Origin of the sequence: Lacrimispora sphenoides JCM 1415 (assembly GCF_900105615.1) — a bacterium.
Classification (GTDB): domain Bacteria; phylum Bacillota; class Clostridia; order Lachnospirales; family Lachnospiraceae; genus Lacrimispora; species Lacrimispora sphenoides.
Map to the genome: position 1 here is coordinate 1168014 of NZ_LT630003.1, position 19087 is coordinate 1187100.

General features: G+C 43.8%; 13 protein-coding genes and 1 other annotated feature. Of the genes, 12 read left to right on the plus strand and 1 reads right to left on the minus strand.

Annotation, left to right across the window (positions count from 1 at the left end; translation table 11 throughout):
• Window positions 1-60: 60 nt before the first annotated feature.
• Window positions 61-2148, minus strand: coding sequence for a sodium-translocating pyrophosphatase (locus BMX69_RS05240; protein ID WP_100041751.1), 2088 nt, complete (start codon window positions 2146-2148; stop codon window positions 61-63).
• A 266-nt stretch (window positions 2149-2414) separates the two neighbouring features.
• Between BMX69_RS05240 and BMX69_RS05245 the strand changes: the two genes are divergently transcribed.
• The 12 genes from BMX69_RS05245 (at window position 2415) to BMX69_RS05295 (ending at window position 19010) form a co-directional block, all read left to right on the plus strand.
• A complete protein-coding gene (locus BMX69_RS05245; protein WP_100041752.1) occupies window positions 2415-4517 on the plus strand; it encodes an elongation factor G in 2103 nt (700 codons plus the stop codon).
• A 589-nt stretch (window positions 4518-5106) separates the two neighbouring features.
• Window positions 5107-6450 carry a hypothetical protein gene (locus BMX69_RS05250; RefSeq protein WP_054789602.1) on the plus strand — a complete coding sequence of 448 codons (1344 nt, stop codon included), beginning with the start codon at window positions 5107-5109 and terminating at the stop codon, window positions 6448-6450.
• Between the two features lie 70 nt (window positions 6451-6520).
• Complete coding sequence (locus tag BMX69_RS05255; protein WP_100041753.1) at window positions 6521-8650, plus strand: hydantoinase/oxoprolinase family protein; 2130 nt, start codon at window positions 6521-6523, stop codon at window positions 8648-8650.
• A gap of 16 nt (window positions 8651-8666) precedes the next feature.
• Window positions 8667-9314, plus strand: coding sequence for a hypothetical protein (locus BMX69_RS05260; protein WP_100041754.1), 648 nt, complete (start codon window positions 8667-8669; stop codon window positions 9312-9314).
• Window positions 9315-9326: 12 nt separating this feature from the next.
• Window positions 9327-10073, plus strand: coding sequence for a GntR family transcriptional regulator (locus tag BMX69_RS05265; protein WP_100041755.1), 747 nt, complete (start codon window positions 9327-9329; stop codon window positions 10071-10073).
• An 83-nt stretch (window positions 10074-10156) separates the two neighbouring features.
• Window positions 10157-11068 carry a CPBP family intramembrane glutamic endopeptidase gene (locus BMX69_RS05270; protein WP_242941364.1) on the plus strand — a complete coding sequence of 304 codons (912 nt, stop codon included), beginning with the start codon at window positions 10157-10159 and terminating at the stop codon, window positions 11066-11068.
• An 87-nt stretch (window positions 11069-11155) separates the two neighbouring features.
• Window positions 11156-11404, plus strand: a binding site (T-box leader).
• 109 nt (window positions 11405-11513) lie between these two features.
• Window positions 11514-13928, plus strand: a complete 2415-nt coding sequence (gene leuS / locus BMX69_RS05275) for a leucine--tRNA ligase (RefSeq protein ID WP_100043775.1) — start codon at window positions 11514-11516, stop codon at window positions 13926-13928.
• Between the two features lie 348 nt (window positions 13929-14276).
• Window positions 14277-15698: an MBOAT family O-acyltransferase gene (locus tag BMX69_RS05280; protein WP_100041757.1), complete on the plus strand. Its 1422-nt coding sequence runs from the start codon at window positions 14277-14279 to the stop codon at window positions 15696-15698.
• A 17-nt stretch (window positions 15699-15715) separates the two neighbouring features.
• A complete protein-coding gene (locus tag BMX69_RS05285) occupies window positions 15716-16729 on the plus strand; it encodes a GDSL-type esterase/lipase family protein (RefSeq protein WP_242941365.1) in 1014 nt (337 codons plus the stop codon).
• Between the two features lie 278 nt (window positions 16730-17007).
• Window positions 17008-17166, plus strand: coding sequence for a hypothetical protein (locus BMX69_RS24030; protein WP_157724389.1), 159 nt, complete (start codon window positions 17008-17010; stop codon window positions 17164-17166).
• Window positions 17167-17224: 58 nt separating this feature from the next.
• On the plus strand, window positions 17225-17830 hold the full coding sequence (locus BMX69_RS05290; RefSeq protein WP_100041758.1) for a hypothetical protein: 606 nt from the start codon (window positions 17225-17227) through the stop codon (window positions 17828-17830).
• 100 nt (window positions 17831-17930) lie between these two features.
• A complete protein-coding gene (locus tag BMX69_RS05295) occupies window positions 17931-19010 on the plus strand; it encodes a CPBP family intramembrane glutamic endopeptidase (protein ID WP_100041759.1) in 1080 nt (359 codons plus the stop codon).
• Window positions 19011-19087 lie beyond the last annotated feature (77 nt).

A 19087-nucleotide genomic window follows, 5' to 3' on the forward strand; every position in this document is an offset into this window, starting at 1 on the left:
CGTTTCTTTAGTCTGTGCGCGGCGGTCTGCCACGATTATATTAAGTCCTGCCGTTATCAATCAGAACAGGGAAAATGCCAAAAACAAGGAAGACATCAAAGAAGCTACCAGAGAAACCACCGTTATCTGTGTATTGATGGACGGGCCAGCCGTATCCTTGAAGGGGTCACCCACCGTATCCCCTACTACAGCAGCCTTATGGGCTTCACTTCCTTTTCCTCCATTTCCTCCGGCCTCAATGTATTTCTTTGCATTATCCCACAGCCCTCCGGAATTGCTCATAAACAGGGCGAGCAGGAGACCGCTGATAATGTTGCCTGCAAGGTATCCTCCGACGGATTCAACACCGCCTACAAACCCGACCACAATGGTCACGAGAATGCTGACGAGTCCGGCAGGAATCAGTTCCTTTAATGCACCATTGGTAGCAATATCAATGCATTTGTCATACTCCGGTACCACTCCCGGCTTGCCTTCCTTAAGTCCCTTGATTTCCCTGAACTGACGGTGGATTTCCGATACCATTCTCTGTGCATTGCGGTCTACCCCAAGCATCAGCATAGCAGAGAATATAGCCGGAACGGAAGCTCCTACCAGCATTCCGAAAAATACTGTGGGATTAATAATATCAAATCCGGTAAGTACTGTAGTACCGGCCGCATCGTTTACCTCACTCATAAATGCACCAAGCAAGGAGATAATGGTCAATCCGGCTGCCGCAATGGCAAATCCTTTTGTTACCGCCTTTACTGTATTTCCGGCGCTGTCAAGCGAGTCTGTGATTTCAAGTGCTTCATCTCCCAGATCGCCCATTTCCACAAGTCCTCTGGCATTATCGGCAATTGGACCATAGGCATCATTGGAGATGATCATACCGACGATGGAAAGCATTCCAACTGCGGCCATAGAAATTCCAAACATTCCTGCAGTAGGATCCTCAGGAGCGATGGAAGCGCAAAGGTTATAGGAAATCATGGCGGAGATACCGATTCCCACCATAGCAGGCAGTACACTTAAAAAACCATAGGAAACACCGGAAAGAATGGTGAATGCAGGTCCTGACTCAGAGGCCTTTGCAACATTACGTACAGGTTTTTTATTATCGTTTGTAAAGTAATCACTGGTAATTCCTATAATGACACCAACAAATAAGCCTATAGCCGTTGCTCCCCAGATGCGCCAGTCAAACTGAAACACGATTGTTGCCCCGGCAGTAAGTACGGCAAATATGCCGGTGGTAATATAAGTACTCATATTAAGAGCCATGGTAGGATCGCCCTTTTTTCCCATACGGGCGGCCATAACTCCTATGATCGAAGATAAAAGTCCCAGAGAAGCGTAGCAGAATACCATGGCTGCATAGTCCACGCCTATCTTTTTGCCAAGAGCGATCGCCATAACCAGGGCGGATACTGTGGAAGCCACGTTAGAATCAAACAGATCCGCGCCCATTCCGGCAACATCTCCTACATTATCTCCAACATTATCGGCAATTACCGCCGGATTTCTGGGATCATCCTCAGGGATCCCAAGTTCTACCTTCCCAACAAGGTCTGCACTGATATCTGCGGTCTTTGTAAAAATACCGCCGCCTGCCTTGGCAAATAAAGCAAGGGAGCTGGCACCAAAGCTAAAGCCCAACAGTGCAACGGAATCTCCGCTGATCATCATAACAAGAGTCACACCTAAAAGTGAGCTTCCCACGACTGCCATTCCCATAACGGCACCGCCACGGAAGGCAGACAGAAAAGAAGGCTTTAAGCCGCCTCTCTGAGCTGCTTCAGCCGTCTTAATGTTGGCTATAGTAGCTACCTGGATTCCTATTTTACCAGCGACGGCAGAAAAAACAGTTCCGCATAGGTATGCCAGAACAATGGTAAGGTTATGTAAAACCGTGCCCCCGCTCCAGATCGGAGCCGGAAGGAACAGAAAAATCAGAAGCGCAGCTCCCGCACAAAACTTTGATAAAACAATGTATTCTTTTTTTAAAAATGTATTTGCCCCCTGTCTGATGTAGCTTCCAACCTCTTTCACCCGTTGATTTGAAGATGGCTGTGCAGATACCCAGCGGTACAACCACACTGCAAAAGCAAACGCAAAAATAGAAACAAGAATGGAAATGATTAGAAATAAGCTTAAATTACCCATAACACCATTAACCTCCTACTTTCTTCAGTTTGAAAAATTTGCTATTATTTCATTGTATATTTTATCACGATTTTTGTATATTTCAACTCGGATGTTGTTAAGATTGTATAAAAATTTTGTCGACTTTCATAACAGTAACCGCTTCTTTTATTGAATTGGGATATGTATAAAAAATATTTGTGCAAATTGCACCTTTTGCTTGCAATTATAAGACATTTTTAGTAAAATATCGTTATAGACTTAAATACCGAACAGGAGGAATGTTTATGAACGTGTATGGAACCAAACAGATCCGTAACGTCGCCTTACTTGGGCACGGGGGCGCCGGTAAAACCACCCTGGCAGAGGCTATGGCGTTGATTACCGGAGCCATCAGCAGAATGGGAAAAGTTACCGATGGCAATACCATCAGCGATTATGACAAAGAAGAGATTAAGAGACAATTCTCCATCTCTACTACCCTGATTCCTTTGGAGTATAAAGGAGAGGATGGCCCCATCAAGATCAACCTGCTTGATACTCCCGGATATTTTGATTTTGTTGGCGAAGTGGAAGAGGCCATCAGTGTTGCGGATGCAGCAGTAATAGTTGTGAATTGTAAGGCAGGTATTGAAGTTGGAACATTAAAGGCGTGGGAACTCTGCGAAAAGTACAAGCTTCCCAGACTTTTCTTTGTGACAAATATGGATGACGACCATGCAAGTTTCCGTGAATTGTTATTAAAGCTTGATAAAGAGTTCGGAAGAAAGATTGCGCCGTTCCACCTCCCGATTCGTGAAAACGAAAAGTTCGTAGGTTTTGTTAATATTGTTAAAATGGCAGGCCGGCGTTTTACTGTCAACAGTGATTATGAAGAATGTGAGATTCCTGAATATAGCCAGAAGAACCTGGGAATAGCCCGTGAAGCTCTTATGGAGGCCGTGGCAGAAACCAGCGAGGAATATATGGAACGCTATTTCTCCGGTGATGAGTTTACCCTTGATGAGATTTCTTCAGCCCTTCGGGAACATGTGATAAAAGGAAATATCGTTCCGGTCATGCTTGGTTCCGGAATTAACGCCCAGGGCGCCAAGATGGTGCTTCAGGCTATAGATAAGTATTTTCCGTCCCCCGACTATTTTGAGTGCATCGGCGTGGATATTTCCACGGGTGAGCGCTTTACAGCGAAGTATAACGATCATGTGTCCTTATCAGCCCGTGTGTTTAAGACGATTGTGGATCCGTTTATCGGAAAGTATTCCCTGTTAAAGATTTGTACCGGCACCTTAAAGCCTGATTCCGCCATTTATAACGTGAATAAGGATACAGAGGAAAAGGTCGGGAAACTATATGTGTTAAGAGGGAAAGAGGCCATTGAAGTTACGGAATTAAAAGCAGGAGATATCGGAGCCGTGTCAAAGCTTAACGTGACGCAGACCGGTGATACCATAGCTCTCCGCTCTGCACCGATCGTCTATCATAAACCGGAGATATCCACACCATATACGTATATGCGTTATAAGACCAAGACAAAGGGCGACGAAGATAAGGTTTCAAGCGCTCTGGCAAAGCTGACGGAAGAGGATTGGACCTTAAAGGCAGTCACTGATACGGAAAACCGCCAGTCTCTCCTTTATGGCATCGGTGACCAGCAGCTGGAGGTGGTTGTAAGCAAATTATTAAACCGCTATAAGGTTGACATTGAACTGAGTAAACCGAAATTTGCCTTCCGGGAAACCCTTCGTAAGAAAGTGGAGGTCCAGGGTAAGTATAAGAAACAGTCCGGCGGACATGGACAGTACGGCGACGTAAAGATGTCCTTTGAACCTTCCGGGGATTTAGAAACTCCTTATGTATTTGCTGAAAGCGTATTTGGCGGAGCTGTACCAAGAAACTATTTCCCGGCAGTTGAAAAGGGAATCGCCGAGTGCGTCTTAAAAGGACCGCTTGCCGCTTATCCGGTAGTGGGATTAAAGGCTACGCTGACCGACGGTTCTTACCATCCGGTTGACTCTTCAGAGCTGGCCTTTAAGATGGCTGCAACCATGGCCTTTAAAAAAGGCTTTATGGATGCAAATCCGGTTCTGCTTGAACCGATCGCATTCCTTAAGGTTACGGTACCGGATAAATTTACCGGAGATGTTATGGGAGATTTAAACCGCAGGAGAGGCCGCGTTCTGGGAATGAATTCCAACCATAGCGGAAAGCAGGTCATTGAGGCAGATGTGCCTATGTCTGAACTGTTTGGCTATAATACGGATCTGCGCTCCATGACCGGAGGCATCGGAACCTATGAATATGAATTCAGCCGCTATGAACTGGCTCCGGGAGATGTGCAGAAGAGAGAAGTAGAAGAAAGAGCATCAAAGATTGATAGGATGGAAATTTAAATAAGTCATAGGAAAACCCATTGCAGCGCCTGCTTGTATGCCCTGCAATGGGGTTTTCTTATTACTGCCTGAATATCGTCCGGTACAAGGCTTGATCTCATAAGCATTCCTACTTTTGGTCAGATAAACTATTTCTTGCATTATACGGAAATGACTTTTGGGTGTCAACGATTAAAAGGAATAAATTCTAATGTTAAGTTAAGGATAAATAATATGAAATAAAACCATTTGAAACTAAGTTAAATTGGAAAAATAGTAAGGGAGAAAAGTGATTTTTCAAATGATTAGTGCAATAAGAAAAATACAGATTGCGAGAGAAGAAAACTAATATATTAGTGTGGAGTTCGACATTATTATTACGGTTTCGACGTTGTGAAAATGTAAAATAAATCAAGGTTAAAACATAATATTTTGTAATAAATAACTAAATAAATAACATAAAAACTGGGAATATCCCCGTATACAATCTAATATTTTAGTACTAATATATTAGTATAAACGGCGATTTACTGCCGCTTAAGGGGTGGCGGGAGGCTTAGACGGCTTTCCGCAGGTTTCTATAAACTTTATTTTTTAAAGGAGGGTTCATATGAACGTCAATGTTTTCATCGGCATTATCATGATTCTGTCTTTCCTGGGCATGGTATGGTATTGTGTAAAAGGGCTAAACCTCATGGTGGGATTTGCAGTCATGGCAACTTTCTGGACAGCGCTTGCGTTGGTGGGAAATTCTATTTCACCCAATTCCGCTATGGAAGGCAAGTCGTTTATTGATGTACTGACCTACGTTTATGCGGATGGTCCGGCCGGATATGCAAAATCTATCCTGGTCAACGTATTCTTCGGAGCATTCTTCGGCAGAGTTCTGGTAGAAACAGGAATTGCATCAACACTTATCCGTAAGGTTGTTGAGCTGGGCGGAGATAAACCGAGGATCACCATGGGATTGTTGTGTATCGTTACGGCAATTATCTTTATGTCTATGACAGGGATTGGTCCTGTAATCTCCATTGCAGTTATCGTGCTTCCGATCATGCTGTCCCTGGGTGTGCCGGCACCTGTTGCCATGTTCAGCTTTATGGGATCCATTATGGCCGGCATCTTTGGCAATATTGTGAATTTCAAACAGTATCAGACGATTTATGCAGGCTTTAACCCTGCTGCGGAAAACTATACTTACAATGATTATTTCCAGATGGGCGTTATCTGTATGGTAGTTGCGCTGGTGGTGGTGCTGATCGTAGCCAATCTTTTCATGAGCAAGAAGGCGGCTCATGCCTGGGCGGCAAAATCTTTTACTGTAAGCGATAATGCTCCTGCCATTTCCTGGATTTCTGTCATTCTTCCGGTTCTGGGTGTTGTAATCTTTCAGATTCCAATTATCCTTGGATTCTGCCTTGCCGGTATTTATGCACTGATAACCACTGGAAAGCTGAAAGGAACATATTCCGATATCTGCCGGCTTTTTGCTAAGCTGTTTACCGATGGTTCCATTGATGTTGCTCCTATGATCGGCTTTTTGCTTACCCTGTCCATGTTCAACAACGCTGCTGCATATGCCGCACCGTATTTTACTGCGATTCTGGGAGGCTTTGTTCCGAGGAGCGCTTTGATCCTTGCTCTTATTTTTGCAATCCTGACTCCTCTTGGCTTCTTTAGAGGTCCTTTGAACCTTGTTGGATGCGGAACTGCAATTCTGGCGGTTGTCATTGCCGCACTTCCGGACGCACCTGTTGCATTCTTATATCCTCTGTTTGCTATCACAACCATTGCACCGCAGCATCTGGATATCACCCAGTCCTGGGTAGCCTGGGGCTTTGGCTATACAAAGGTTTCGACAAAAGATTATATGAAGATGTCCATACCCACAGGATGGATCGTCGGCTTTATCTGCTGTATTCTTGCCTTTGTCCTTTACGGTGGTTTAATGTAATATCATATGAAATAAATACGGAACTGGCAGAGAATACTGCCAGTTCCCTCTTTAGAAAGGAATGGTCATAATGGGAAGATCAGTAAGAATGGGCATCGATGTGGGAGGCACTCATACAAAGGCGGTTGCCATTGATAATGCCACCCATGAAATTATTGGAAAGTCTTCAGTGAAGACAACCCATGACGATCCCAGAGGCGTCGCGGCAGGAGTGGTAAAGTCCTTCCAAAATTGTCTTCGCGAAAATCAAATCAGCCCGGAAGATGTAGTATTCGTCGCCCACTCAACAACACAGGCTACCAATGCGCTGATCGAGGGGGATATGGCTGCAGTAGGCGTTATCGGTATGGCTAAGGGTGGTCTGGAAGGAATCCTTGCAAAAAAGCAGGCCAGACTATCAGATATTGATCTGGGAAATCATAAGAAAATCAAAATTATCAATGATTTTCTGAACATTAAAAAAATGGATAAATCCGTAGTGGAAAAAACCATTGGGGAGATGCAGAAAGCAGGAGCAGAGGTATTTGTTTCCTCCATGGCTTTTGGTGTAGACGACGGCGGGCCGGAGCAGGAGGTCTACGAGGCTGCCAGCGAAAGAGGCATTCCCACTACCATGGCCTCCGATATTACCAAGCTCTACGGGCTTACCAGGCGGACAAGAACCGCTGCCATCAATGCATCCATCCTTCCAAAGATGTTAGATACGGCCAATTCGACAGAGGACTCCGTAAGAGAGGCCGGGGTGTATGTGCCGCTGATGATTATGAGAGGCGACGGCGGGGTAATGGAAATCTCTGAAATGAAGAAACGCCCCGTTCTGACCATGCTGTCAGGGCCTGCAGCCTCCGTGATGGGGTCACTCATGTATCTGCGTGCATCCAACGGCGTTTATTTTGAGGTGGGAGGAACCACCACCAACATCGGCGTCATTAAAAACGGACGTCCTGCCATTGATTATTCCATTGTTGGCGGACATCCTACCTATATCTCCTCCCTTGATGTGCGGGTTTTAGGCGTGGCCGGAGGGTCCATGGTCCGGGCGAATAAGCAGGGGGTTCTGGATGTAGGTCCCCGTTCTGCCCATATTGCAGGACTGGATTATTCCGTGTTTACGGACCCGGCTAAAATCAAAGGGCCAAAGGTGGAGTTCTTCTCCCCAAAACCCGGTGATCCTTCCGATTATGTCCGGATCCGGCTGGATGACGGTTCTGCGGTTACGCTTACCAATTCCTGCGCGGCCAATGTGCTGGGACTGGTAAAGCCAGAGCATTTTTCTTACGGAAATGTGGAATCTGCCAGAAAGGCCATGGCGGCTTTGGCTGATTACTGCGGCACCACGGCGGAAGATATTGCAAAGCAGATCATGGAAAAGGCTTATGCAAAGATTGAACCCGTCATACTGGAACTGGCGGAGAAATATAAGCTGGAAAAAGATCAGATCTCACTGGTCGGCGTAGGTGGAGGAGCTGCTTCCCTGATTATCTATTTTAGTGAAAAGATGGGCGTTAAATATTCCATACCGGAAAATGCAGAAGTCATTTCATCCATTGGTGTTGCTCTATCCATGGTGCGGGATGTGGTGGAGCGCATTATACCCACTCCATCTAAGGAAGATATCCGCGCCATTAAGAATGAGGCCTTAAACAAAGCCATTGAGTCCGGAGCGACCGCAGAATCAGTAGAAATCCACATTGAGATTGATCCGCAGACCTCCAAGGTAACGGCGATTGCAACCGGATCCACAGAGGTTAAAACAGCGGATCTTTTAAAGGAATGCGATGAAACGGAAGCCAGGCATCTGGCTGCCCAGGATATGCGGATTGCAGACAAGGAAACAAAGCTACTGGCAAGTTCGGATTACTTCTATATCTATGGGGAAAAGGTGGAGGACGACTCTCCCGGTGCCATACGTATCGTTGATAAAAAGGGCTTTATTAAGGTGCAGAGAGGAAGAGGTATGTGCCGGAAGGTAAGAGCGGCAGATTATCTGGAAGCGTTAAAACAGCTTTGGGATGATATGGCTGTTTACCAGACGGACCTGATTATAAGGCCGGATTATTACATTTGTATGGGTGCCCGGGTCACGGATTTTGCTGCCCAGGATTTTGAACAGCTGGAACTCCTGATCGATCTGGAGGTATCATCTTTGGAGCCTGATGAAGAAATTATGATTGTCGGAGCCAACGTAAAACAGAATTAAATGTATGGAGACGGATATGTCGGAGATGAAATTGCGGGAAATGGCAGAAAGCCTTGCACAGGTGGATGATCTGTCCTGGGGAATGTATGCATTCTCCAGGGACATCCTGCGAGACAAGGTCAGCGAATCGGAAAAAAAGAGGATGATTGAACAGGCGATCCGCTGCGGATATGAAATGGCAGATAAGGTTATGAGCAGTCTGGGAACCTGGGATCCCTGGGAACTGGCAGAGAAATTAAAACTTAGCGTGGAGTACGCGGACAGTGGGCAGATAGCTGACAGGGTGTTATTTGCTCTTTTTACCCCTCCGGACAAGATACAGATTATGAAGGAACCCATAGAGCTTGCGGCGAAAAATGGCCTGTTTGAAGGTCTGTTTCCGGTGGAACAGATTGAAAGGCTGATCCTGGGGCATGAGATTTTTCATTTTCTTGAGGAACAGGAAGAGGGAATCTATACCAGAAGGGAAAAAGTGATTCTGTGGAAATTGTTCGGTTACAAGAGTAAATCAACCGTCAGAGCATTATCTGAGATTGCCGGCATGTATTTTTCAAAGAAAATAAATGGATTTCTTTATTCACCATTTGCTCTTGATATTCTTTTGTATTATAATTATAATTCAAACGAAGCCCTGAAGATGTACAGGGAAGTATTAAGTTATTAACAGGAGGCATTCATGGGCGTCATAGAAAACAACCAGGAAGATACCATTTATGATGTATTGAGATCCGATATACTGGATTTGAAGCTGCGCCCTGGAATGATATTCAGCATCAAGGACATCAGCGAGTCCTATGAGGTTGGAAGAACTCCGGTCAGGGACGCATTAATCAGCCTTTCCAAGGAGGGGCTCATTACATTTCTTCCCCAGCGCGGAACCATGATATCTAAGATTGATTATGATAAGGTACGCAATGAGCGGTTTCTTAGGATTTGTGTGGAAGAAAATGTGATGCTGGAATTTATGGCGGTATGCAATTTAAAGGCGATCACCGCATTGGAGATGTCTTTGGACAGACAGGAGCAGCTTAAAAAAACAAAAGATATCCGGGCATTCCGGGCAGAGGATATGTATTTTCATTCCATCTTTTACGAAGGAGCCAACAAGGGATACTGCAATGATATTCTGGCGGCAAACTCCGGCCATTACAGAAGAATCCAGATGCTGGCGATGGCAGACTCCGGAATTGAACCCGGGGTTGTAAAGCAGCATAGAGAAATGGTGGATGCCATCCTTGCAAAGGATTCTGAACAGCTTCATGGAGTATTAAACCATCATCTGAACCGTCTGATCAGCAAGGAACGGCCTCTGGTATCCAAATATCCGGAATTGTTTGATCGTGAAAATAAAGAAATTAGAAGAGAACCGGATGAGCTGGGCATTGACTTTCTGGTGGACACAAAACTGAAATATCATGCATAGCCGGTAGGAGGGGGGCTTTGAATAATTGCGCTTTTTTCTGATCTGTGATAAACTGATACCAACTGGCAGGAGGTATGAGAATAGTGGAAGACAGAAGAAATGCATGGAAGGCGTTTACAAGAGTGGGGATCGGATATGGAGCATTCCTTCTTGTAACGATTGTTATACAGCTTGGGGTAGGAGTCATTGCTCTTTTACTATCCCGGTTTGGCATGAATATAACCTTTGGAAACTGGTATATGGTATTTGTTTCCCTGTCGAATTACCTTGTGGGAGGAGTCGTTGCCTGGCTGATAATAAAGGATATGCCGGTTTTATATAGACCCGTGGCAAGAAAAGCCGGGGCAGGAATGCTGGTTTCCGGATTCCTGGTCTGTATGAGTACCCTGTTTTTTGGAAATCTTATGGGTCAGAGCCTTATGAGTATAGTTTGTGCTTTGTTGGGAAAGCCTATGGTCAACCCGGTAGAGGAAGTGATGAAGGGCTTAAGCACCTGGTCAATTTTTGTCACCATGGTGGTAATGGCCCCGATTTGTGAAGAAATCCTGTTTCGTAAGATCTTAATTGACCGGATCCGTCTTTATGGAGATAAGGCGGCGATTTTAGTATCCAGCGTTGTCTTTGGCTTAAGTCACGGAAACTTTTATCAGTTCTTTTATGCCTTTGGAATCGGTCTGGTGTTAGCCTATATTTATATTCAGACGGGGAAGCTTCGCTATACCATCATTTTTCATATGATCATTAATTTCCTCGGCTCTGTTGTGGCTCTTCATATAGGAGACGATCCGCAGCTTGCCGTAGCCTACTCCATTTTTATGCTTGGAGCGGTAATTGCCGGAACTGTTTTGTTTTTTATCAATCAAAAAAAGTTAGTATTACATCCCGGACTTATGGAGACATGGGGCAAAGGGGCATTTAAAATACTATTTTTAAATCTTGGAATGATCTTGTTTTTTCTTGTTTCGGCTGTGACCTTTATCATTTCGTCCAGTTAATGAAATAGAAAGACAATCGATAGAAAATCTGGGTTTCTTAAAATCCGGTTGACACAATTCGTCAATTATGTTAAATTTGTAGTTAGCAAAAATACTGTGATTAGGAGTAGTAAACTGTCTGAAACATACAGAGAGCCGGCGGGTGGTGGAAGCCGGTTGGGAATGACAGCCGAACTCGCCTTTGAGTAGCGTGCTGAAGGAAGCTTTGCTTTCTGTGTAGGCATTGCCGGTGTCCTGACCGTTACAGCGGGCGGATATGTTTTTCATATCCAGTGAGAGCATACGAAACTTGTATGAAATAGAGTGGTACCACGCGGTAGATCCTGCGTCTCTATGGCCGTATGAACGGTCTGAGGCGCTTTTTTTATACGTTCATACGGATTTGTTTTATCTGCAGACATTTGATACAGGGAAAAGCCCTGTCGTAAAAGGAGGAAATTTTGTTATGGCAGCATCATACAACCACAGTGCCATTGAGAAAAAATGGCGGGAAAACTGGGCAAAGAGCCCCATCAATGTTGATGATGGAAAGAAGCAGAAGTATTACTGTCTGGATATGTTTCCATATCCATCAGGAAGCGGTCTTCATGTAGGCCACTGGAGAGGCTATGTAATTTCTGATGTTTGGAGCCGGTATCAGATTTTAAAGGGTCACTATGTGATTCACCCCATGGGCTGGGATGCGTTCGGCCTGCCGGCGGAGAATTACGCCATCAAAATGGGAGTCCATCCAGCAAAATCCACGGCAGAAAACGTGGCGAACATTAAGCGTCAGATTAATGAGATCGCTGCCGTATATGACTGGGATATGGAGGTCAATACCACGGATCCCGGATTTTATAAATGGACCCAGTGGATTTTTGTTCAGATGTTTAAAAAGGGCCTGGCCTATGAGAAGGAATTCCCCATCAACTGGTGCCCATCCTGTAAGACAGGACTTGCAAACGAAGAAGTGGTTAACGGCTGCTGCGAGCGCTGCGGAACCGGTGTTACAAAGAAGAACTTAAGACAGTGGATGTTAAAAATCACCGCTTACGCAGACCGTTTGTTAAACGATCTGGATAAGCTTGACTGGCCGGAAAAGGTCAAGAAGATGCAGTCTGAATGGATCGGCAAATCCTATGGAGCTGAGGTTGATTTTAAGGTAGACGGAAAAGAGGAGAACATCACAGTTTATACTACCAGACCTGATACCTTATACGGAGCCACCTTTATGGTACTTGCGCCGGAGCACGCCCTTGCGGCAGGCCTTGCTTCTCCGGAAAATAAAGAAGCGGTTGAGAAGTATATCTACGATGCATCCATGAAGTCAAACGTGGACCGTCTTCAGGATAAAGAAAAGACCGGTGTATTTACCGGCAGCTATGCAGTAAATCCCATAAGCGGTGCCAAGGTACCCATCTGGCTTTCCGATTATGTGCTTGCTGACTACGGTACCGGTGCTATCATGTGCGTACCTGCCCATGATGACAGGGATTTTGAGTTTGCGAAGAAGTTCAGCATTCCCATTGTCCAGGTTATTTCAAAGGACGGCGAGGAAATCGAAAATATGACCGAAGCCTATACCGATGCCAGCGGAACGATGATCAATTCCGGCGAGTGGAACGGTATGGAGTCCTCTGTCCTTAAAAAAGAAGCTCCGGCTATGATCGAGAAACGGGGTCTTGGAAAGAAAACCGTAAACTTTAAGCTGCGTGACTGGGTATTCTCCAGACAGCGTTACTGGGGAGAGCCTATTCCCATTATTCATTGTCCGCACTGCGGTAATGTTCCGGTTCCGGAGGACCAGCTTCCTCTCACCCTTCCGGAGGTGGAAAGCTACCAGCCTACCGGTACGGGAGAATCTCCGCTGGCAGATATTGATGAATGGGTGAATACTACCTGTCCGGTATGCGGCGCTCCTGCTAAGAGAGAGACCAACACCATGCCTCAGTGGGCCGGATCTTCCTGGTATTTCCTTCGCTATGTTGACAGTCATAATGATAATGAACTGGTATCCAAGGAGAAAGCGAAAAAATACCTTCCGGTTGATATGTATATCGGTGGTGTGGAGCATGCTGTCCTTCACCTTCTGTATTCCCGTTTTTACACCAAGTTCTTAAACGACATCGGTGTAGTTGATTTTGATGAGCCCTTTACCAAGCTGTTTAATCAGGGCATGATCAACGGAAAGAATGGAATCAAAATGAGCAAGTCAAAGGGAAATGTGGTATCTCCTGATGATTTGGTGCGGGACTATGGCTGTGATGCTCTCCGTATGTATGAACTCTTCGTTGGGCCGCCGGAATTGGATGCAGAGTGGGATGACAGGGGAATCGAAGGCGTCAGCCGTTTCTTGCACCGCTTCTGGAATCTGGTAGCGGATAGCAGCAATAAGGATGTAGAAGCCACAAGAGAAATGCTTCGTCTGCGCAACAAGCTGATCTTTGATATTGAACAGCGTTTCAATCAGTTTAACTTAAATACGGTAATTTCCGGATTTATGGAATATAACAATAAGTTGATCGACATGGCCAAGAAGACCGGCGGCATTGACAAAGAAACCTTGAAAGCCTTTGTTGTATTAGTTGCTCCTTTTGCTCCGCATATCGGTGAGGAGCTGTGGCAGCAGCTTGGCGGCGAGACTTCCGTATTCCATGCACAGTGGCCGGAATGTGATGAAGAGGCCATGAAGGATGACGAGATCGAAGTTGCAGTTCAGGTGAACGGAAAAACCCGTGCAGTGGTAAAACTTCCTGCAGACGTATCAAAGGAAGATGCCATTGAAGCAGGCAAGGCTTTGATCCCGGATAAGATAACCGGAACCATTGTTAAGGAAATCTATGTTCCTGGGAGGATTGTAAATATCGTGTGCAAATAAAACCGTCTTTATAGGCGGAAAACCTTTAAAATAAGGACATTATAGGCTATTGAAAAATGGCTTATAATGTCCTTATTTAGTGTTGAAATAATGTATGTAAAAATCCCCGCCCATGTAGTTAATAGGGCGATATGGGCATTCCGGAGCGTCATAGATGCAGTGTAAAGGTACACTTTAAACATGTGTTTCATTATAAGTTTAAAGCAAATCATAGGAGACTCTAAGTGGAACTGATGCTTTAAATCGTGTTTTAATTACTAAAAAGTACAAAATTTTACAGGATTCTGCAACTTTCCGGTCTCTTATTTCGTCTAATATATAAATACATATGTTAGGAATAAATGTTAAATGATTTTTAGTAGCTTGGAGTTTATATTTCAATTTCTGCCGATATTTCTGCTTCTTTATTATGTATGCCCGGACAGAGCAAAAAATTTCTGCCTACTTGCAGGAAGCCTGTTTTTTTATTTTTATGGAGTTGCGGAGCATCCGGCCTATATGGTGCTTTTGCTGTTATCTGTCTGCGTCAATTACTGCGTTGGCAGGAAAATGAAACGATACAAATCTCGCTTAAGACGCAGGAAATGGTTTCGCTTAGGAATCGCCTACAACCTGTTTTGGCTGATTCTGTTTAAATATTCAGGATTTTTGATTGAACAGATCAGCTTATTACTACAAGATGGAGGACTGGAGAAAGCGTCCGTTCCTATCCTTCACCCGGCTCTTCCGCTGGGAATCAGCTTTTATACTTTCCAGGCCATTTCTTATCTGGCCGATGTTTATCGGAGGGATGTGGCACCGGAAAAATCATTTCTGGACTTTGCCCTGTATATGACCATGTTTCCTCAGCTCATATCCGGACCGATTGTAACCTATACTTCTCTTAGGGAGTTAATTAAAAAGCGTGTCCATACGATGGAACAAGTGGAAGCAGGACTTCGGGAATTTACAATTGGACTGGGATTGAAGGTGCTGCTTTCAAACCAGATAGGCGGACTGTGGAGCCAAATTGGTGCAGTAGGATATGAGAGTATTTCAACGCCACTTGCGTGGATGGGACTGGCAGCTTTCAGCCTACGGCTGTATTTTGATTTCTATGGCTATTCCCTGATGGCCAGGGGTCTGGGGATGATGTTGGGATTTCCTCTTCCTGATAATTTCAACCATCCCTATATGGCTCTGACCATGACAGATTTTTGGCGCAGATGGCACATGACTCTGGGCGGCTGGTTTCGGAATTATGTATATATTCCGCTGGGCGGAAACCGTGAGGGATTCTTAAAAACCTTTCGAAACATGCTTGTCGTATGGCTCCTGACCGGACTGTGGCATGGAACAAGCCCCAACTTTCTCTTATGGGGATTTGTACTGTTTACGCTTATATCATTGGAGAAGCTGGGACTGGGAAAACTGCTGGAACGCTGGGGCGTTGTGGGACATGTGTATATGCTGTTTGCAATTCCTCTTACATGGATGTTATTTGCAATAACGGATTTTTCACAGTTGGGAATTTATATTCAACGGCTATTTCCTTTTCTGTCGCCTGGCGGGAAATATACATATTTTGCCGGAGATTTCCTGAAATACGGAAGGAGCTATGGATTGTCCTTATGTGCTGGTCTCATTTTCATGACTGGTCTTCCGCGAAGGCTGTATGACAGAAAACGGGAAGGCCTATGTACGGCAATCGCCCTTTTGATCATATTCTGGCTGTGTGTCTATTGTATGAAAATGGGGGAAAATGATCCGTTTATGTATTTCAATTTTTAGATTGTGAGGAATAAGCAATGAGAAAATACTGGTTTACCCTTCTTTTAGCCGTCAGTCTGGTACTGATTGCCGTTTTGCATGCATCAGCAGGAAGCATGGATCCGTTAACATCACTGAGGCTGAACCTGGAAGGAAGCAAACGGCCGCATGGGGACAGTATAGATACAACTGACAATTTAGATGAAACTGATAGTCCAGACGAAACTGATAGTCCAGGCGAAACTGAAAATTCAAACGGAACTGAAAGTTCAGACGAAACTGCTGATGAGAGTGCAATTGTCGGTATGAGTGAAGCAAGCGGTGAAAACACAACCGATAGTTCAAGCGAAACTACTGATGAGCACGCAATGGACGGTGTAAGCGTAGCAAGTGGTGCAGATGTAACGGGCAATACCAGCGGGTCAAATGATAGGAATGCAGAATTTACGCCGTCTTCCATGTTGCTGCAGCCTGGACAAAGGCCGGAGCCGCCTGAAAATTTCCAGGGCGTACTTTTTATTGGAGATTCAAGAACCATGGGACTTTCCGAGTATGGAGATTTGGGGAATGCCTCAGTATTTGCAAACTCCGGCATGAGCGTTTTCAATGTATTAACTGCCCGCGTCTCATCAGGAGGTGAGAAACTAACTCTGGATGAGGTTCTTTCAAGCGAACATTACCAGATGATTTACCTTATGCTTGGGATCAACGAACTGGGTTATGATATGTCCCAGACTATAAAACAATATAATGTGGTTTTGGATAAAATCAAGGAAATGCAGCCAGAAGCAATCATGGTCTTAGAAGCAAATCTCCACATTACCAGTGAAAAATCAGAAAAAAGTCCTGTTTACAGTAACAGTAAAATTAATCGGTTGAATCAGGAAATACAGAAGATAGCAGAAGAAAATAGCTGCTATTATATTGATGTTAATGAAATATTTGACGATGAAGGAGGCAGCCTGAACCAGGCATATTCGACAGACGGTTCCCATGTATTGGGAAAATATTATGCCGAATGGGTAAAATGGCTGAAGGAAAAAAAGGTTTAATTAATTTAGACCTTTCTGGTATTGCCTATTAAGATGTTTAGATCAGCACCTGTCGAAATTTAATCGATGGGTGCTTTCTTTTAGTGAAATTTAGTGGATGATATAGCCTCTATGTACATTGATACAGGGACAATTAAAATGATGCTGCCGGTTATCAGATTGCTTCATGGTTAAATTAAGGTTTATACGGCGGAGATACATTGGATTATGAAAATCTGGTGGCTTTTATGTTAATGAAATAGTATAATGATAAAAAATACTGGAAAGAGAGTAATTTTATGACCGAATACATGAATGAACCAATTAATTATGAGTTTTCTGAACAGGATATTATTGATGAATATATAAAATGTGGAGACATCAGAAAGGTTGCCGGAATATATTGTTTGGAGAAAAAGTCGGTTAAGGCAATTTTAAAGAATGAAGGGGTTTTATAATAGTTCTTTGACTTTAAACGTAAAAACTGCAGCAAATCAAAATAAAAGGAGAATTATCATGATTTCACAATACAAAAAAACACCCGTTAAATGGACTGTAATAATGTTGCTGTGCCTTATTTTATTAAATGGATGCTCAAGTACGTCCAGTTCTTCCCCCGGGACGAATCCGCAAGATACCGCAGTAACGGAAAGCAGTTCAAAGGTCGGTGAGAATTCTGCCGCACAGGCTCCCCCTATTGCCGTTTCCGGAGAGGAGTCAGTTACTTATGACCAAGTATCTTCCTCTGATAACGAAGTCAACTCTTTTGAAATATATTTTAATTTATTAGGTTCGAGTAAACAGGAACTGATCAATAACATAAGTGAGAAGCCGGAATCAGCAGACGAGGGCGGTTTGGAATATAAAGAGACTGGAATCCGGGTATGGTTTAATTCGGATACTGGTATTGTCAATCAGGTATTTACCCAGCGGGAAGATTTGGACTTCAAAGGTGCTAAAATCGGTGATAAAGCAGAAAGTTTCCAGAATGCCTTTGGGGAGCCGATTAGTGATCAAAATGGCGACATGCATTTTAAATATAAAGATGGTTATATATCCGTTATTTATGATACACAGACCGGAATCACTTTTGCTGTTTATCTCTTGAATGAAGATTTTTAGGATATTATTGTTCAAAAACTTTGTGTCGGAAATTTAACGTATTTAATGAAAGGTTGGCTGTCCAGCTTTTGGCTGTGGCGATTTAAAGAAGGAGAACAAAATGGAACGTCAAAATTATGAGAAAACTCAGTTGCTAATTTTTCTGGGTGTGGCCTTTGCATTACCTTATATCTTAGGGATTTTAATGGGAATTGGCTATAGTAAGGGGCTTGATGTATCGGTTTTCCCTTCAGCCCAGATGTTCTACCCTGCTTCGGGAGCGATACTGGCTGCTTTAATTACACATAAAGAAGATTCTCTGATTCCTAAGCGATTTTTTATTGGTTATTTAATTTTCAGCTTATTGTTATTGGTTTGTACAGTAGCGAGCATAATTGTACCTGGAATGAGCTGGAATGTTATTTCGCAATATTTAATGATACTTGGTTCTGTTATCGCATGGATTTTACTGCTTACTGAGAAGAAAGATAAACGTATTGCCTATGGCTTGAAAGGAGGGCGCTGGAAAAAAGCTGCTCTTATTATTCTGCTGTATTTAATTCTTTACTTTGGCAGAACCGTTATCATGTATATCTTAAGCGGTCAAATGCAAACCATGTTTGAATTAATACAAAAGCCTGTTACCTGGCTGATGTTACTCACGCTGCCCATAAACTATTTTTTAATATTTATTGCTTTTTTTGGAGAAGAGTACGGTTGGAGGTACTTTCTTCAGCCTATACTGCAAAAAAGGTTTGGAATGGTTCGCGGTGTATTAGTTCTTGGAATTGCTTGGGGAGTGTGGCATTTGCCCATTAATTTCTTTTATTATTCCTCTCCCTCTACTGGGCTTATAAGCCTGACAGGACAATTAATTACATGTGTTACATTGGGAATATTCTATGGTTGGGCTTATTTAAAAACCGATAATATATGGACAGTTGTTATTTTGCATTTTATTAACAATAATCTGGTTCCGATTATTACCGGAAATTATACGGAGGAAGTTCTGCAAAATCAGGACGTAACATGGAATGGTGTGATTGTATTACTAGTGGTCAATACACTGTTGTTTGCAGGTGTTATTTTTACAAGTTATTATAAAAACCATAGCCGGAGACTTCCAACAATGGATGAACGAGTGGATCGGCAGATGAAGAAATTGGAAGAACTGGCACAATGGCAGGATGCGATAGAATAATAGGCACATCCAGATGACAGTGAACTTTTAATCGTATGAACATGTAGGATTAGCATATAATTGAATTAATAAGATCA